This window comes from Pantoea sp. M_10, from assembly GCF_008631515.1.
GTDB classification, from domain to species: Bacteria; Pseudomonadota; Gammaproteobacteria; order Enterobacterales; family Enterobacteriaceae; genus Pantoea; species Pantoea anthophila.
Genome location: NZ_VWUL01000002.1, coordinates 618,653 through 631,718, shown reverse-complemented (window position 1 = coordinate 631,718; position 13,066 = coordinate 618,653). Strand labels below are relative to the sequence as shown.

The window sequence follows — 13,066 nt, the reverse complement described above, 5'->3', positions numbered from 1 at the left end:
TGATTTATCCGTAGGCAGTGGCACACGATTTTTTAAAATACATCAAAGATTACAAGAGTAAAATTATTAAGCATAGCAAGTAATATCATGTTTACTCTGTGATATTCAAGGAGTTTATTTTATGCAAAATGATGTTAGTAAAGTCAATACCTTTTTCCCTAAGCCAGCCTGGGTTACCATCCGTGAAGCAGTAAAAATAACCAATAAACTTAGGGATATAAAAATAGCAGAATATGATATTTATCGACATGCCTTATATGGTAACATTTCACTTTCGATATACTTTCAGTCACCTGTTATACTGAGAAAAATTCGTTCCTCAGTGAACAAAATAAAACTACGCCCAGTAGGCGATTCTCTACCATATCGGCTTTGCATGCTTGAACGAAATGTATTTTTAAATGGTAAAGGTTTAATTCTCAGTACAGAGGGGGAATATATCTCACCTGCTCAATTAGTCATGAACATAGGTATGCTGGGACATGAATTCGTTCTCATTCAGCGACTACTTGCACATTCTCTAAATATGCCGTTACCTATTACAGGTGCAAATAATGCCAATTATGGTATTACAATTGCTTTGGCAGGCCAATCATATCAGATTTTTGAAAAAAAGACATGGCAGGACAGAATTAATCAGCAAATCACGCGATTACCGGCGCATATCATTGCAGATATTTATGAGGATGAATCAGTAAACAGATTCATGAATTTTTCCGGTAAAGGATATTTTCCTGTTTATGAACTCCCGGAAGATGCCTGCTTTGTAATACGACAAGAGGAACTTGATAAATTACTCGGTACACATGCAGATCGCTTTACCCACACTTCATCCAGTAGGCTTTCCACACCTCTCTCACGCTTATTCTGGTTAGCATGCAAACATAATGATTCGATCAGTCCACTGCTCAGGCATCCCTATAAACTTCTTCCCATTTTTGAAGAATGGGCATCAGTCGATGGTATTACCGATCATCTGAGCGCGGACACGCTGAAAAGAGCGCTTGAACGCGGATCCCCGAATCAGAGTTCAAAATAATATGGCATACCCGAATAATATCCATATCAATTGTAAAACCATTCATAATACGTGCTCACACTCCCACTAATTTTTTTCATTCCCTGTCGAATCCCATTTCTTTTCATATCAAACCTGCCTTATCTCTCACCTAATAGAATAATCAAACTATCAAATCGATTATCTACTAAAAAGGACAAGCCACTACTCTGGCAATTAAACGCAAAAGTTAAGACATTTCATTCATCCTAAAAACTCGTAATAAGGGTATTGTAACCCTTAATAAGGGTTCAGAAACTTTCCCTCCGCTCTTACCTGTGTTTTTTATGATTGTCGGATACCTCGGTTAATTTTGATGCAGGAGCAGACAATGACAACACACCAGTTATTACGTTTAAAACAGGTCGAAGAAAAAACCGGCCTGAAACGCTCGCAGATCTACCTATATATGAAAAATGGCGACTTTCCTCGTTCCATTAAAATCGGCCCTGCCAGTGTGGCATGGCTCGAATCGGAACTTGATGAATGGATCAACCGGAAATTATCCAGACGTGAGAGTAGTTAAAACATCCGTTTATGTACTCAACTTTCCTCCCAACAAATTGAGGAGATAACAGAATGATCCCATCAATTAATTACGCCATCATGACCGATGCACTGCATGCACTAAAACAAGGCAATATTCGCCACTGCGAAGCTCTGGGATTTACTTTCGACGAAATAAATGCTCTCGATCAGTTATCTCTTGATGAACTGTTTACTGTCAGCCGGACGGCGGCACCCTTCATTTCGATTACTGTCAGCCATGATGTTCTGTCTCATTTACTGACACAGGCACGTCAGGAATATCGGCGACAACAGCAGATTAAACGCGCTATCCGCCTGGGTGGTTCTATCGCTTTGCTCAACCGCTATTTTGGCCTGACGTCAAATGAGGTCAGCCTTCGCCGACGGTTACTGGGTATCAGCGTGCCATATGGGCGCACACCTGAGCCAGATGAAGAGACGGATACCGAGATCTGGCGGCAATGGCAACGATGCCGGGTGGACAACCTGGAATCGCCCGACGCGCTGATAGCAATGATGAAGGTGACTGAATCCCTGCTGCCAAGGACCGAAGGACTGTCACTCACAACGGTCTGGAAGCGTATTACGCTGTGCGAACAGGAGGTCGTCGCTAACAGGAGGGTGCCCCATGCCGGATGAGATTGATCGCGATCAGGAATTTAATGAACAGCGACTAGAGGAGATGATTGAACAGAATCGTTTTAAACCTGGGTTAGAACCGTCATTACTCCACTGTCGTGTATGCGGTAAACCCATTCCTGAAAAGCGACGACAGACATTGCCGGGCGTAACCACCTGTACGGAATGTCAGGAAAAACTTGAGCGCCGTAGACGTTAATCATGGCAACAATGACGTGCGAAGATATTATTTCTCTGCACGTCCTTATCATTCTCATTAAATTTAAATGAGTCTCTATTTTCTTTTTTATACTTTTATCCTTCTCATAGCATCTTAAATTCCCCACTTATTAATCTCTCTTCTTTTTATTTTGAGTTTGTCGTTTATATCCTGCGATAAATATCCGATCCTGAAATTGCCATTACAGCATGGTTGCCAAGATAGACGTTAATTCGTCCGGGCCGGGTATTGCTCTTTAAAAAAATGGATCGGGCTGTCACGTGACCACAATTCAGGGTGCCGCTGAATGTTCTCGCTGCCCCGTTAAAACCGGAATGCAGAATTGGGATGTGACATTTATTTAACTCATCGATGTTTTTATTAGAGGAGACTTCATGCGAAAACCCATTTATCACGTATTTGTCACCCAGGAAAGTCAGCCCGATGCACAGGGTGAAAAAAACACGTACTGGACAAAAGTTGGCGTTGCCTTCGCGCATAACTGCAAGCCCGGCCTGAATATCGTGTTGATACCCGGTATTGCGGTTTCCGGCAGGCTGGTGCTGCTCGAACCGAGAGAAGAAAGCGACATTTCACAGGATGCCTCTGCCGCTTAATCCATTTTCTCTTCTTCTCCACCGGCGGCGTACTTTTCTATAAGCCGCCGTTCTCTCTGTTACGAGGCCAGCATGCTTTCCACCACTGCCTTTCTGGCACTGGCGGTGCAGTGCGCCGCCAGTATTCACCCGGCCACGTCACTTGATGTCGCACGGGTCGAATCCGGTTTCCACCCTTACGCCATTGCTGAAACTCTGCCAGACAGCCGGGGCGTGATTTCACATTTCCCCACGAGCCTGCCGGAGGCGATCCACCTCACCAGACAGCTGGCTGCACAGGGCCGACGCTATTCGGTCGGCCTGATGCAAATCACCAGCACCAATTTCCGCCATTACGGCGTCACGGCCAGCGACCTGCTTAACCCTTGCATCAATCTGTCGGTATTTGAGCGCATTCTCGCCGACTGTTACCGGCGCGGCGGAACACTGAAACGGGCGCTCAGTTGTTACTACTCCGGCAACTTTGAAACCGGCCAGCGACCGGAATCGGCCTTTAACCAGACCAGCTACGTGCAGCGCATTGGCTATGTCGTCCCGTCCACCCGGGAAGACCGGCAGCGTGACCCTGACCGGAACGCGCAACCGCCTGTCCGCTATCCCGCCGTTGTGCTGCGCGACGAGCCAGCCGGTGCCACTGCGCCGATCCTGACTTCCCTGCATTATCCCGGTTCCGTCATTCGCGGCGCTATCCCTGTTATCCCTGATGAGGAGAAATGATCATGCATAAACGCCGTTACTACGCTGTTGTTTCCGTGCTGCTGTCTTCCCCGGTGCTGGCGGCGGACAGTGGTTTTAACAAGGCCAATGAAACACTGAGCAATACCTCGACCGGCCTGCTGGGACTGGCCGCCGTCACCATCACGCTGGCGACCATGTGGGTGGGCTACAAGGTGCTGTTCGACGGCAAGAGCCTGCACGACATGCGTAACGTCATCATCGGCGCGATCCTGATTGTCGGCGCGTCCGGCTTCGGTGCCTACTGGGCGTCATAAGAGAGGCAACGATGGCTACGCTGAATAAAGCACTGACGCGGCCTGCCGCCATTATGGGTATTCCTCTGGTGCCGTTCGTTCTCGTCAGCGGGGCCATCGTCCTGCTGGCGGTCTATGTCAGCTATTACCTGGCGGTTCTGCTCATTCCTGCCTGGGCGGAAATGAAAAACAAAGCCCGAAAGGATATTCATTATTTCAGTCTGCTCTGGCTGGCGTTTAAAACCCGTGGACGACTTTTCACCAATACCCATTTTGGCGCGAATGCCCTGCTGGCAAACCAGTACGATAACGTTGATGTCTCGGAGTTTATTCAGAAAATGAAATTAAACGAGCGTATTACGCTGGATAAATATATTCCGTATTCCTCCCATATTCACCCCTACGTCATCAGAAATCGTCACCGTGATTTGGTTGCCACCTGGGAGCTGGGCGGCACAGTCTTTGAATGTGAAGACGAACATCTCCTGACCCTGATGGCCACGCACCTGAATAACGTTATTCGTTCGTATGAGGGGCTGCCGGTAACATTCTATATTCACCGGCTCCGTGAAAAATATCATGATGTCTTTGAGGCGGATTCCGGCATTCCCTTTTCCGATGAGGTAACACGTCGGTATTACCAGCCGGTAAAAGAAAAACCGTTCTGGCGGCACCGGCTCTTTTTCACCGTCTGCTACGCGCCGTTCTCTCAGATTGAGAAGAAAACCATGAAAGCGCAGTCGCACGGTAAACGCCTGGCAGCACTGGATGACGCGCTCAAAATCATGCTGGAATACCGCGAAGCACTGGAATCTTCATTATCCCGCTATATGGCAATGCCGCTGGGGATATATGAAGAAAACGGGCGGGTATATTCCTCGCAAATGGCGTTCTTCCACCGCCTGATCACCGGCCAGTGGCAGAAAGTGGCCGTAACGCGCTCGCCGTTTTATGAAACGTTAAGCACGCCGGACGTGTTTTTCACCACCGACACCGGTGAATGCCAGACGGTCAGCGGTTCCCGCTTCTTCCGCAGCCTTGAGATTAAGGATTATTCCCCGGAAACCCATACCGGTATGCTGGATGCGCTGCTGTACGCCGAAAGCGAGTATGTTCTGACGCAGTCCTTTACCTGCATGGCACGGGATGAGGCGCAGCATCATATCCGGCTGGCGGAAAAACGGCTGAACTCAGCGGACGACGACGCGATTTCCCAGCGCGAAGAGCTGATTGTCCTGCGCGACCTGCTGCAGTCCGGGCATGTGTCGTGCGGTAAATTCCACTTTTCCCTGCTGATCTCCTCAGAAAGTCCCGGACAGGTGGTGAAGGACACTAACGTTCTGGCCCAGCCCTTCGCCGATCTGGGTATTATGACGACGCTCTCCACCCTGTCACTGCCCGCCGCATATCTGGCGCAACTGCCGGGCGTCTATACGCTGCGTCCCCGACTGGTGGCCGTCAGCAGCCAGAATTTTGCCGATATGGCCTGCCTGCATAACTTCCATCCCCACAAACGCAGCGGCAATCCGTGGGGGGAAGCCATCGCCATCCTCACATCTCCCGGCGGTGGCGGGTATTACCTGAACCTTCACGACAGCCAGGCCGGGCGGGATGATACCGGTGAGAAAACGCCAGGGAATACGGCGATTATCGGGAAAACCGGCTCCGGCAAAACCCTGCTGATGACGGTCATGCAACAACTGATGCAGAAGTACCGCAACCCGGCGACGTTTGCGCCTTCTGCCACCATCAAACGGCTGACCACAGTGTATTTCGATAAGGATCGGGCGGCGGAGATGGCGATCCGCCAGGCGGGCGGGCGTTATTTCCGCATCCGTACCGGCGAGCCCACCGGCTTCAACCCGTTTACGCTGGAGCCAACCCGCCGGAACATCAGTTTCATTAAACGTCTGGTGCGCATGCTGTGCCGCCGCAACGGTAAGCCGCTCGATCCGCGCGATGAGGAGCGGATCAATGCCGCCGTTGACACCATCATGCTGGACTACCCGCCGGAGTACCGCCGGTTCGGGATCACCCGGCTGCTGGAAATGCTGCCAGAGCCGCCGACTGCAGATGCCCGCACAAACGGGCTGCGTATTCGCCTGAAACAGTGGGCGCAGGGGGGCGAGTTCGGCTGGGTGTTTGATAACGAGGCTGATACTTTCACCATCAGCGATGTCGATAACTTTGGTATCGACGGCACCGAATTTCTGGATGATGACGATATTCGCGGCCCCGTGACCTTTTACCTGCTGTATCGCGTGACCAGCCTGCTGGATGGTCGCCGCCTGGTGATGTTTATGGATGAGTTCTGGCGCTGGCTGGCCGATGTCGAATTTTCCCGCTTCTCGCTCAATATGCTGAAGGTCATCCGCAAGCTGAACGGTATCTTCATCCCGGCAACACAGTCACCGGATGAAATCGTCAGACACCCCATCGCCCCGGCGATTATTGAGCAATGCGGTACCCAGATTTTCCTCGCCAATCCAAAAGCCAGCCATGCGGATTACGTGGAGAAAATGAAAGTGCCGGACAGCGTTTATGAGACGGTCAGAAACCTTGATCCGGGCGAGCATTATATGGTCATCCTGAAAACACCGTTGCAGGCCGGAGAAACCCGCCCGTTTGTGGCAATGGCGAAAATGGATCTGTCCGGACTGGGTAAACTCACCCGGCTTCTCAGCGGCAGTGAGGACAACCTGAAAATATTCGATGCCATTTATCAGGACGGTATGCGACCTGATGAATGGAAAGACGCTTTCCTTGAGCGGGCAATCTGAAAGCCAACCGGAGGTAATATTAATGCGTACCCGGGATCACCTTCTGGCATTATCGTTATTTTTCTCGACGCAGGCTTTCAGCGCCGGAATACCGGTTTTCGACGCCGTGCAGAATACCGAATCCATTAACCAGTGGATGCAGAAATTACAGCAATGGGAGAATACAGTTACCCATTATAAAAGTGAACTTGATGCATATAAGAAGCAACTGGCTACCGCAACCGGCGTGCGGGATATTCAGAGTTTTCTCAGTGATGCCCGAAGCCTGAAAACCGATATTGATAATCTCCGTAAGAACGGTATTTCACTGGATGATCTGCTGACCACGCAGAACAGTTCATATTCTTCTGAACTGCAACACCTTTACAGTAAATACAAATCGTTCAGCGTATGCAGCGAGGAACAGGAAGGAATAAAATATCAGGCCCTGGCCGACAGTTGCAAACAGATAATCCTCAATCAGGCAATGGCGATCGAGAATACCACTGACGTTGAAAACAGGATCAACAGCACACTCAGCGATATATCAGACTTATCTGACCGTATATCGAATGCGCAGGACTCGAAAGAGTCTCAGGATCTGGCTAACGCCATCGCGGCGAAAAGCGTACAGTTAAATGCGCTGACGAATCAGTGGGAGATGTCTGTCAGACAGGCTCAACAGCGAACGACATTGCTGGAACAGCAAAGACAGAAAGCCTTTGAACAGCAGCAGCTAACGGCACCTGTTGCTGACCTTAATAATTTATAAGGAGGTTATCCGTGCTCAGATCCTTATTCACCTTATGCACACTCTCAGGCGTGATATTACTGTCCGGCTGCAAGGAAACCAAATCCGAAGCCTGGTATAAGCAACATCCTGACGAAACTTATGCGGTTTATACGCAATGCCTGAAGGATGGCGAGGCAAGCGATAACTGCGAGTTTGCTCAACGGGCTGCCATTATGTTCGCTCAAATTGGCAAGCCCAGAATAAAAGAAAAATTTGAGATAATCTTTCAGCAGGAAGCCGAAAAGAGAAAATCCGTCACACAGTAATATCTCCTCCAGCAAAACAGGGAATTCTCCCTGTTTTCTATTTCCTTTCTTTATATATCAGGTGAGGCACCATGTCCGGTGGTATTTTTGTGGGTATGGACAAAAACATCATGGATGGACTTAATGCCGTACTGGAAGGTCAGTCTTCCAGTTACGGTACGATGATCAGTGTCATCATCGTCAGCTCTTTTACCTTATTTATACTGTATCGCGGTTATCAGACGCTGGCTGGCAAACTCCGGGCCCCGGTTGAAGATGTCGTCTGGGATGTGGGGCGAATGTTGCTGATCACCACCTTTGCGTTAAACCGGGATGGCTGGCTGGATATGGCGGTAGCGGCTATCCAGGGACTCAAAGACGGTGTCAGCGGCAATGATAACGTCTGGGCGCTGCTTGATACCGTCTGGGAAAAGGCACAGACACTGGGGCAGACACTGTTCAGTATGGACACCTCGACTTACGTCAAACTGAATGGTGGCTTTGCCGAAGTGCTGGTATGGGGCGGCGCGATCGTTCTGTTACTGGCTGCCACCTTTGTCAACCTGCTCGCTGAAATTGTCATCCTGTTAATGACGACCACCGCGCCGCTCTTTATTTTCTGCCTGCTGTACGGTTTTCTTAAGCCGATGTTTGATAACTGGCTGAAAACGATTTTCGCGGCAATATTAACGATCATGTTTTCCGCCTTATCCATCCGTATCGCCATCAATTACCTGAATAAAATCCTTGATGCAGCGACCCGGACATCCAATGTCAGCAACATGGTGACGCTGGCGGCACAGTGCCTGCTGGCCGGGATTGCAGCCGGTGTGGTGGTCTGGTTCTCGGCGAAGCTCGCCAGCGCCCTCAGCGGAGCCGCTGTACAGGCGGTGTTACAGGGGGCGGCCATGAGTGGTCTGACCGGACTGGCGAACAAATCCGCCGACCTTGCCGGGCCGGGGATAAAGGGTGGTGCCCGCCTGGCTGCGAAAGGCGGTATGGCCGTCGCAGCGGCGACCGGCACACTCACTGGCGCAGGCGCGGGTAAAACCGTGAGCGCCTGGCAGAAACGCGCCGCCGCCATCGAAAGTATGAAACGCCTGAACCGGCAACGTCACCGTTAATCCTCCCGTCTCTTAATTTCCTTTCCCCGTCACGCCGTGGCCTGCGCCACCGGTGCGGCATTCCTGCATCCATACGATAAGGGGCTTCCATGAAATTCAGCATCTTCCTTCTGATGCTGTGCGCGCTCACGGGCTGCGCACGGCATCAGGGCGACCTCCCGCCGGTATCCGGCGAACTCGAGCCGGTGAATTCCCCCGCCATCATTCAGGAGCTGACTAACCATGTCTGATATTCAGAACATTGTTAATGTTTCCCGCTCTTTTGAATCCATCCTGCTGGAAAAGGAAGAGCGTTCCCGAAGAACCGCCTGGCGGGTGGCCACTGCCGGACTGATTCTGGCCGCAATGGCGATTACGGCCATTATTATTCTGCTGCCGCTGAAAACCACCGACACTGAATTATGGTCAGTGGATAAACAGACCGGGCGCTATGAATATATGACCCGCGTGAAGGAACGGGATATTTCGTCTGAAAAGGCACTGGCGCATTCACTGGCAGCACACTATGTCAAACTCCGCGAGGGATATAATTATTTCTCCCTCCAGCGTGATTATGACGACGTACAGTTATTCAACAGCGACAGCGTAAACCGGGACTATCTGTACGGGTTTAACGGCGACCAGGCACCGGACGTTATTTTTAACAAGGCGGAATATGTCGTTTATATCGACATTATTTCCAATGTGCATGCGCCTGCCACTAGGCCGGATAATCTGGCAACCCTGCGTATCAAACGCACTATCCGCCGTATTGCTGATAATTCCGTGAAAACGGATGTCTGGAATATCCGTCTCACATACCGCTACGTCCCGCACCGGCAACTGACCGACAGCCAGCGCGAAGTGAACCCGCTGGGCTTTATCGTCACCAGCTACCAGCGCGATAAAGAGCTGAGGGGGGAATGATGCTTAGACATACCCTGCTCCTCTCTGGCTTACTGGCGTCATGCGTGGCATGGAGCGCAGCGACACCGCGCGGCAGCGCGTATGACAGCCGGATGCAGAACGTCACATACAACAGCCAGAACGCCACGGTCGTCAGTACCCGCCCCGGCTACGTTACCATGCTGGTGTTTGATGACGATGAAACCGTTATCGATGCGCAGGCGGGTTTTCCCAGAGGCTGGACCGTGACGAAAAGCGACAACCGGGTGGGCGTCAGTCCGAACCCGATTACCCAGCCGGTCACGGATGCCAGCGGCAACACCGTCAGCCAGGTATTTCTGCCGACAGCAAAAGACTGGAAAACCAATCTGTTCGTGGTGACATCGAAGCGCGATTACAGCCTGGAGCTGAACGTCCTGGATAAAGACTCGCCCGCTCAGGCATTTGTTATCCGCTACCGCTATCCCGATGAGCAGAGGGAAAAGTCAGCCGCCGCCAGCGCCCCCCGTCAGCAACGACAGCAGGAAACACTGGACCGCAAGCGGATAGCGGCGGCATTCGGGAAGGCTACCACTCCGCGCAACTGGCGCTATACAAAACGGGTGGCAGCAGGCTCAGCCTTCATCGCCCCGGACTTTACCTGGGATGACGGCCGTTTTGCGTATATCGGTTTTTCCCCCACGAAAACCCTGCCTTCTGTCTTCCGGGTGGTTAATGGTCAGGAGCAGGCGGTCACGCCGCAGACAGTTCAACAGGGCAACTACACCGTGATGGTGGTTCCGGCATCGCCGCAGCTGGTACTGCGTTACGGCACCTCGGTGGTGGGGATCGAAAACGACGGATTCGGGCGTTTCCCGCTGACCAACAGTGACACCGTTTCGCCGTCCGTTACGCTGGAGGCAAAATGACCGACAAATCTTTCCCGGACGAACCGGAAAAAACCACCGCAGAACGGGAAGCGGAAGCCCGTGAACGCGCCCGCGCGGCAATGACATATCAGGAGCCGGAGCAGAAAACGCCGCCCGGCCAGCCGGAAGTGACCCGTTTCCGTAAGGCGTCCGGTCGCCGCACGCTGATCGTCAGCCTGCTGAGTCTGGTCCTGGTCATCGCGCTGGCATCCGGTGGCGATCGTCTTCTCAGCGCCCTGAAAAGGGATGATGAGAAAAAATCTGACACCGCGCCGCCGCCCTCCTCCGGGGCGGTGCAGCAGGAGCGTAAGAATCTGGGCATGGACAGTAACCCGTTTGGCCTGTTCGGGCCAGGGAGGCAGGAAAGCGCAGGCCCTGCCAGTCAGAGCGACACTGCTCCTCCCTTATTACCGCCGGAACCACCCGCCCTGAACAAGGCGGCAGCACTGGCCGATGGGCTGAACAACGGCAGTACAACAGCTGGCGGCAATACCCGCACGTCCCGTAGCGAACCGCACAGCGGCACGGGAACGTCGGGCAGTCCGGCATCATCCACGGCGTACACATCTTGTCAGTTGGTACTGGTCAGGGGGAAGGATGGCCGCCTGCACTGCCCGGATGGGGTCACATCGGCAGCCAGCAGTAACAGCGACGATCCGGGCCTCGCCAGCGTCACCGGTGTCAGGCGGCTGGGCCTCGATCCTGATCTCTATATCCCGGTGGATCGATATATTCCCTGTTCGATGATGCGGCGCTTCGTGTCGGATGTTGGCGGCCATATCTCCTGCCTTATCAATGAGGATGTCTGGAGCGCCAGCAACCATGTAAGGCTGATCCCAGCGGGAACAGTTGCCCGTGGTTTCTACCGCACCGGGGCACTGCATCACGGACGCAGCCGGATGTTTGTGCTGTGGACGGAGCTGCGCACACCGGAGCCCGGCAGCCTGCAAATCCCGCTCACCGATACGCAGGCTACCGGCCCGCTTGGTGAGGCGGGGATCGCAGGCTGGATCGACAGCCATTTCTGGGAGCGTTTCGGCAACGCCCTGATGCTGAGTACCGTGCAGGACGTGGCGGCAGCGGCATCAGATGCCGCGCCGGGTAAAGACCGCAATACCGACTATACCGAAAACACCCGTGCCGCCACGGCTGAAATGGCAAAAACGACGCTGGAAAACAGCATCAGTATCCCGCCCACCATGTACCTGAACCAGGGTGATGTGCTCGGCATCATGACCGGCACGGATATTGATTTTTCCTCTGTTTATCAACTTCGACTAAAAAAGAAATGGTATGAACGCTGAAAACCTGTCACTGGACTTTATGAAAAACCGGCTCTTTGGTGATTTTCTTGCGCAGGATGGCCTGACAGAAATTGCCGTTAACCGGCCGGGCGAACTGTATACGAAAATCCGGGGGAATTGGCAAAAACAGGCATCCCCGATCACGCTGCGTCAGTGTCATGCCTTTGCCAGGGCGCTGGCATCCTGGCATGACGATAATATTGACGATACATCACCCATCCTTTCTGCAACATTAAGATCCGGCGAACGTATTCAGGCGATTATTCCTCCGGCCTGTGAGCGTAATACGGTATCCATTACGCTGCGCAAGCCCTCGTTTGAGCAGAAAACACATCAGTCATGGATTGATGCGGGATTTTATCAGCGTGTGGCCGGTCAGGAGAAAACGGAAAGTCAGGATGATGCACTGATTCAGTTATATAACAGCGGGAATATTCCCCGCTTTATGGAAAAAGCGGTGGAATATGGCAAAACGATTTTTATTGTGGGTGAAACCGGCTCCGGTAAAACCACCTATATGAAAACGCTACTGCATTATATTCCGTTGCATCTCCGGCTAACCACCATTGAGGATAATCCTGAAATCCGTTTTTATCACCATGCCAATTATGTTCATCTTTTTTACCCGGCGGATGCCGGGGATAACGCTATTGTCACGCCTGGCAGGCTGATTCGTGCTAATTATCGGATGAACCCTGACCGGATATTACTGGCGGAAATTCGTGGGCGTGAAGCGTGGGACGCGCTGAAAATTGTCGGCTCGGGACATGAAGGACTAATCACCTCCATGCACGCGGGCAGCCCGGAAGAATGTATTGAAGGGATCATTGACCGCTGCTATGAAAACCCCGACTGCCGGAATATTCCTTTTGATGTGCTGTTACGCAAGGTACTTAAAAGCATTGATGTCATCGTCAGTATTGACATACACGGCGATGTGCGCCGGATGAGTGATATTTACTTTAAGCCAGTTCATTTAAACAGCATGAAAGAGGCATTCAGACAATAACTCTGGCAAATAACATTACCCTAAATAC

The 13,066-nt window shown here is 51.9% G+C and carries 16 protein-coding genes; all 16 read left to right on the top strand.

What is annotated here, in order from left to right; genetic code table 11:
* Positions 1-121 precede the first annotated feature (121 nt).
* The 16 genes from F3I47_RS09765 to virB11 all read left to right on the top strand — a co-directional run bounded on the left by F3I47_RS09765 (position 122) and on the right by virB11 (position 13,038).
* Positions 122-1,039: a hypothetical protein gene (locus F3I47_RS09765; RefSeq protein ID WP_047955808.1), complete on the top strand. Its 918-nt coding sequence runs from the start codon at positions 122-124 to the stop codon at positions 1,037-1,039.
* 349 nt (positions 1,040-1,388) lie between these two features.
* Complete coding sequence (locus F3I47_RS09760; protein WP_041165340.1) at positions 1,389-1,583, top strand: AlpA family transcriptional regulator; 195 nt, start codon at positions 1,389-1,391, stop codon at positions 1,581-1,583.
* A gap of 53 nt (positions 1,584-1,636) precedes the next feature.
* On the top strand, positions 1,637-2,224 hold the full coding sequence (locus F3I47_RS09755; RefSeq protein WP_047955809.1) for a DUF2857 domain-containing protein: 588 nt from the start codon (positions 1,637-1,639) through the stop codon (positions 2,222-2,224).
* Entirely contained in the window at positions 2,214-2,423 is a 210-nt protein-coding gene (locus F3I47_RS09750; protein ID WP_047955810.1) for a TraR/DksA family transcriptional regulator, read from the top strand. Before F3I47_RS09755 ends, F3I47_RS09750 begins: the two co-directional genes overlap by 11 nt.
* Before the next feature lie 395 nt (positions 2,424-2,818).
* The gene (locus F3I47_RS09745) at positions 2,819-3,040 is read left to right on the top strand and encodes a hypothetical protein (protein WP_047955811.1); all 222 of its coding nucleotides are present in this window, start codon (positions 2,819-2,821) and stop codon (positions 3,038-3,040) included.
* Positions 3,041-3,112: 72 nt separating this feature from the next.
* The gene (locus tag F3I47_RS09740; protein ID WP_047955812.1) at positions 3,113-3,757 is read left to right on the top strand and encodes a lytic transglycosylase domain-containing protein; all 645 of its coding nucleotides are present in this window, start codon (positions 3,113-3,115) and stop codon (positions 3,755-3,757) included.
* Entirely contained in the window at positions 3,754-4,032 is a 279-nt protein-coding gene (locus tag F3I47_RS09735) for a TrbC/VirB2 family protein (protein WP_047955813.1), read from the top strand. The genes F3I47_RS09740 and F3I47_RS09735 overlap by 4 nt, the downstream gene beginning before the upstream one ends.
* An 11-nt stretch (positions 4,033-4,043) precedes the next feature.
* A complete protein-coding gene (locus F3I47_RS09730; RefSeq protein WP_047955814.1) occupies positions 4,044-6,791 on the top strand; it encodes a VirB3 family type IV secretion system protein in 2,748 nt (915 codons plus the stop codon).
* 22 nt (positions 6,792-6,813) lie between these two features.
* Positions 6,814-7,542: a type IV secretion system protein gene (locus F3I47_RS09725; protein WP_047955815.1), complete on the top strand. Its 729-nt coding sequence runs from the start codon at positions 6,814-6,816 to the stop codon at positions 7,540-7,542.
* 11 nt (positions 7,543-7,553) lie between these two features.
* Positions 7,554-7,829, top strand: a complete 276-nt coding sequence (locus tag F3I47_RS09720; protein WP_047955816.1) for an EexN family lipoprotein — start codon at positions 7,554-7,556, stop codon at positions 7,827-7,829.
* 71 nt (positions 7,830-7,900) lie between these two features.
* The gene (locus tag F3I47_RS09715) at positions 7,901-8,932 is read left to right on the top strand and encodes a type IV secretion system protein (protein ID WP_047955817.1); all 1,032 of its coding nucleotides are present in this window, start codon (positions 7,901-7,903) and stop codon (positions 8,930-8,932) included.
* Between the two features lie 89 nt (positions 8,933-9,021).
* The gene (locus tag F3I47_RS22335; protein WP_047955818.1) at positions 9,022-9,162 is read left to right on the top strand and encodes a hypothetical protein; all 141 of its coding nucleotides are present in this window, start codon (positions 9,022-9,024) and stop codon (positions 9,160-9,162) included.
* The gene (locus F3I47_RS09710) at positions 9,155-9,838 is read left to right on the top strand and encodes a virB8 family protein (RefSeq protein ID WP_047955819.1); all 684 of its coding nucleotides are present in this window, start codon (positions 9,155-9,157) and stop codon (positions 9,836-9,838) included. Before F3I47_RS22335 ends, F3I47_RS09710 begins: the two co-directional genes overlap by 8 nt.
* Entirely contained in the window at positions 9,835-10,725 is an 891-nt protein-coding gene (gene virB9, locus F3I47_RS09705; RefSeq protein WP_185939365.1) for a P-type conjugative transfer protein VirB9, read from the top strand. The genes F3I47_RS09710 and virB9 overlap by 4 nt, the downstream gene beginning before the upstream one ends.
* Positions 10,722-12,029, top strand: a complete 1,308-nt coding sequence (gene virB10, locus F3I47_RS09700) for a VirB10/TraB/TrbI family type IV secretion system protein (RefSeq protein ID WP_047955821.1) — start codon at positions 10,722-10,724, stop codon at positions 12,027-12,029. The genes virB9 and virB10 overlap by 4 nt, the downstream gene beginning before the upstream one ends.
* A complete protein-coding gene (gene virB11 / locus F3I47_RS09695; protein ID WP_047955822.1) occupies positions 12,019-13,038 on the top strand; it encodes a P-type DNA transfer ATPase VirB11 in 1,020 nt (339 codons plus the stop codon). Before virB10 ends, virB11 begins: the two co-directional genes overlap by 11 nt.
* The last annotated feature ends 28 nt before the right edge of the window (positions 13,039-13,066 follow it).

Coding starts and splice junctions, on each gene's coding strand:
- F3I47_RS09715 (WP_047955817.1), top strand. CDS start 7,901: ATGTCCGGTGGTATTTTTGTGGGTATGGACAAAAACATCATGGATGGA.
- F3I47_RS09725 (WP_047955815.1), top strand. CDS start 6,814: ATGCGTACCCGGGATCACCTTCTGGCATTATCGTTATTTTTCTCGACG.
- virB10 (WP_047955821.1), top strand. CDS start 10,722: ATGACCGACAAATCTTTCCCGGACGAACCGGAAAAAACCACCGCAGAA.
- F3I47_RS09760 (WP_041165340.1), top strand. CDS start 1,389: ATGACAACACACCAGTTATTACGTTTAAAACAGGTCGAAGAAAAAACC.
- F3I47_RS09750 (WP_047955810.1), top strand. CDS start 2,214: ATGCCGGATGAGATTGATCGCGATCAGGAATTTAATGAACAGCGACTA.
- virB9 (WP_185939365.1), top strand. CDS start 9,835: ATGATGCTTAGACATACCCTGCTCCTCTCTGGCTTACTGGCGTCATGC.
- F3I47_RS09745 (WP_047955811.1), top strand. CDS start 2,819: ATGCGAAAACCCATTTATCACGTATTTGTCACCCAGGAAAGTCAGCCC.
- F3I47_RS09755 (WP_047955809.1), top strand. CDS start 1,637: ATGATCCCATCAATTAATTACGCCATCATGACCGATGCACTGCATGCA.
- F3I47_RS09765 (WP_047955808.1), top strand. CDS start 122: ATGCAAAATGATGTTAGTAAAGTCAATACCTTTTTCCCTAAGCCAGCC.
- F3I47_RS09735 (WP_047955813.1), top strand. CDS start 3,754: ATGATCATGCATAAACGCCGTTACTACGCTGTTGTTTCCGTGCTGCTG.
- F3I47_RS22335 (WP_047955818.1), top strand. CDS start 9,022: ATGAAATTCAGCATCTTCCTTCTGATGCTGTGCGCGCTCACGGGCTGC.
- F3I47_RS09710 (WP_047955819.1), top strand. CDS start 9,155: ATGTCTGATATTCAGAACATTGTTAATGTTTCCCGCTCTTTTGAATCC.
- virB11 (WP_047955822.1), top strand. CDS start 12,019: ATGAACGCTGAAAACCTGTCACTGGACTTTATGAAAAACCGGCTCTTT.
- F3I47_RS09730 (WP_047955814.1), top strand. CDS start 4,044: ATGGCTACGCTGAATAAAGCACTGACGCGGCCTGCCGCCATTATGGGT.
- F3I47_RS09740 (WP_047955812.1), top strand. CDS start 3,113: ATGCTTTCCACCACTGCCTTTCTGGCACTGGCGGTGCAGTGCGCCGCC.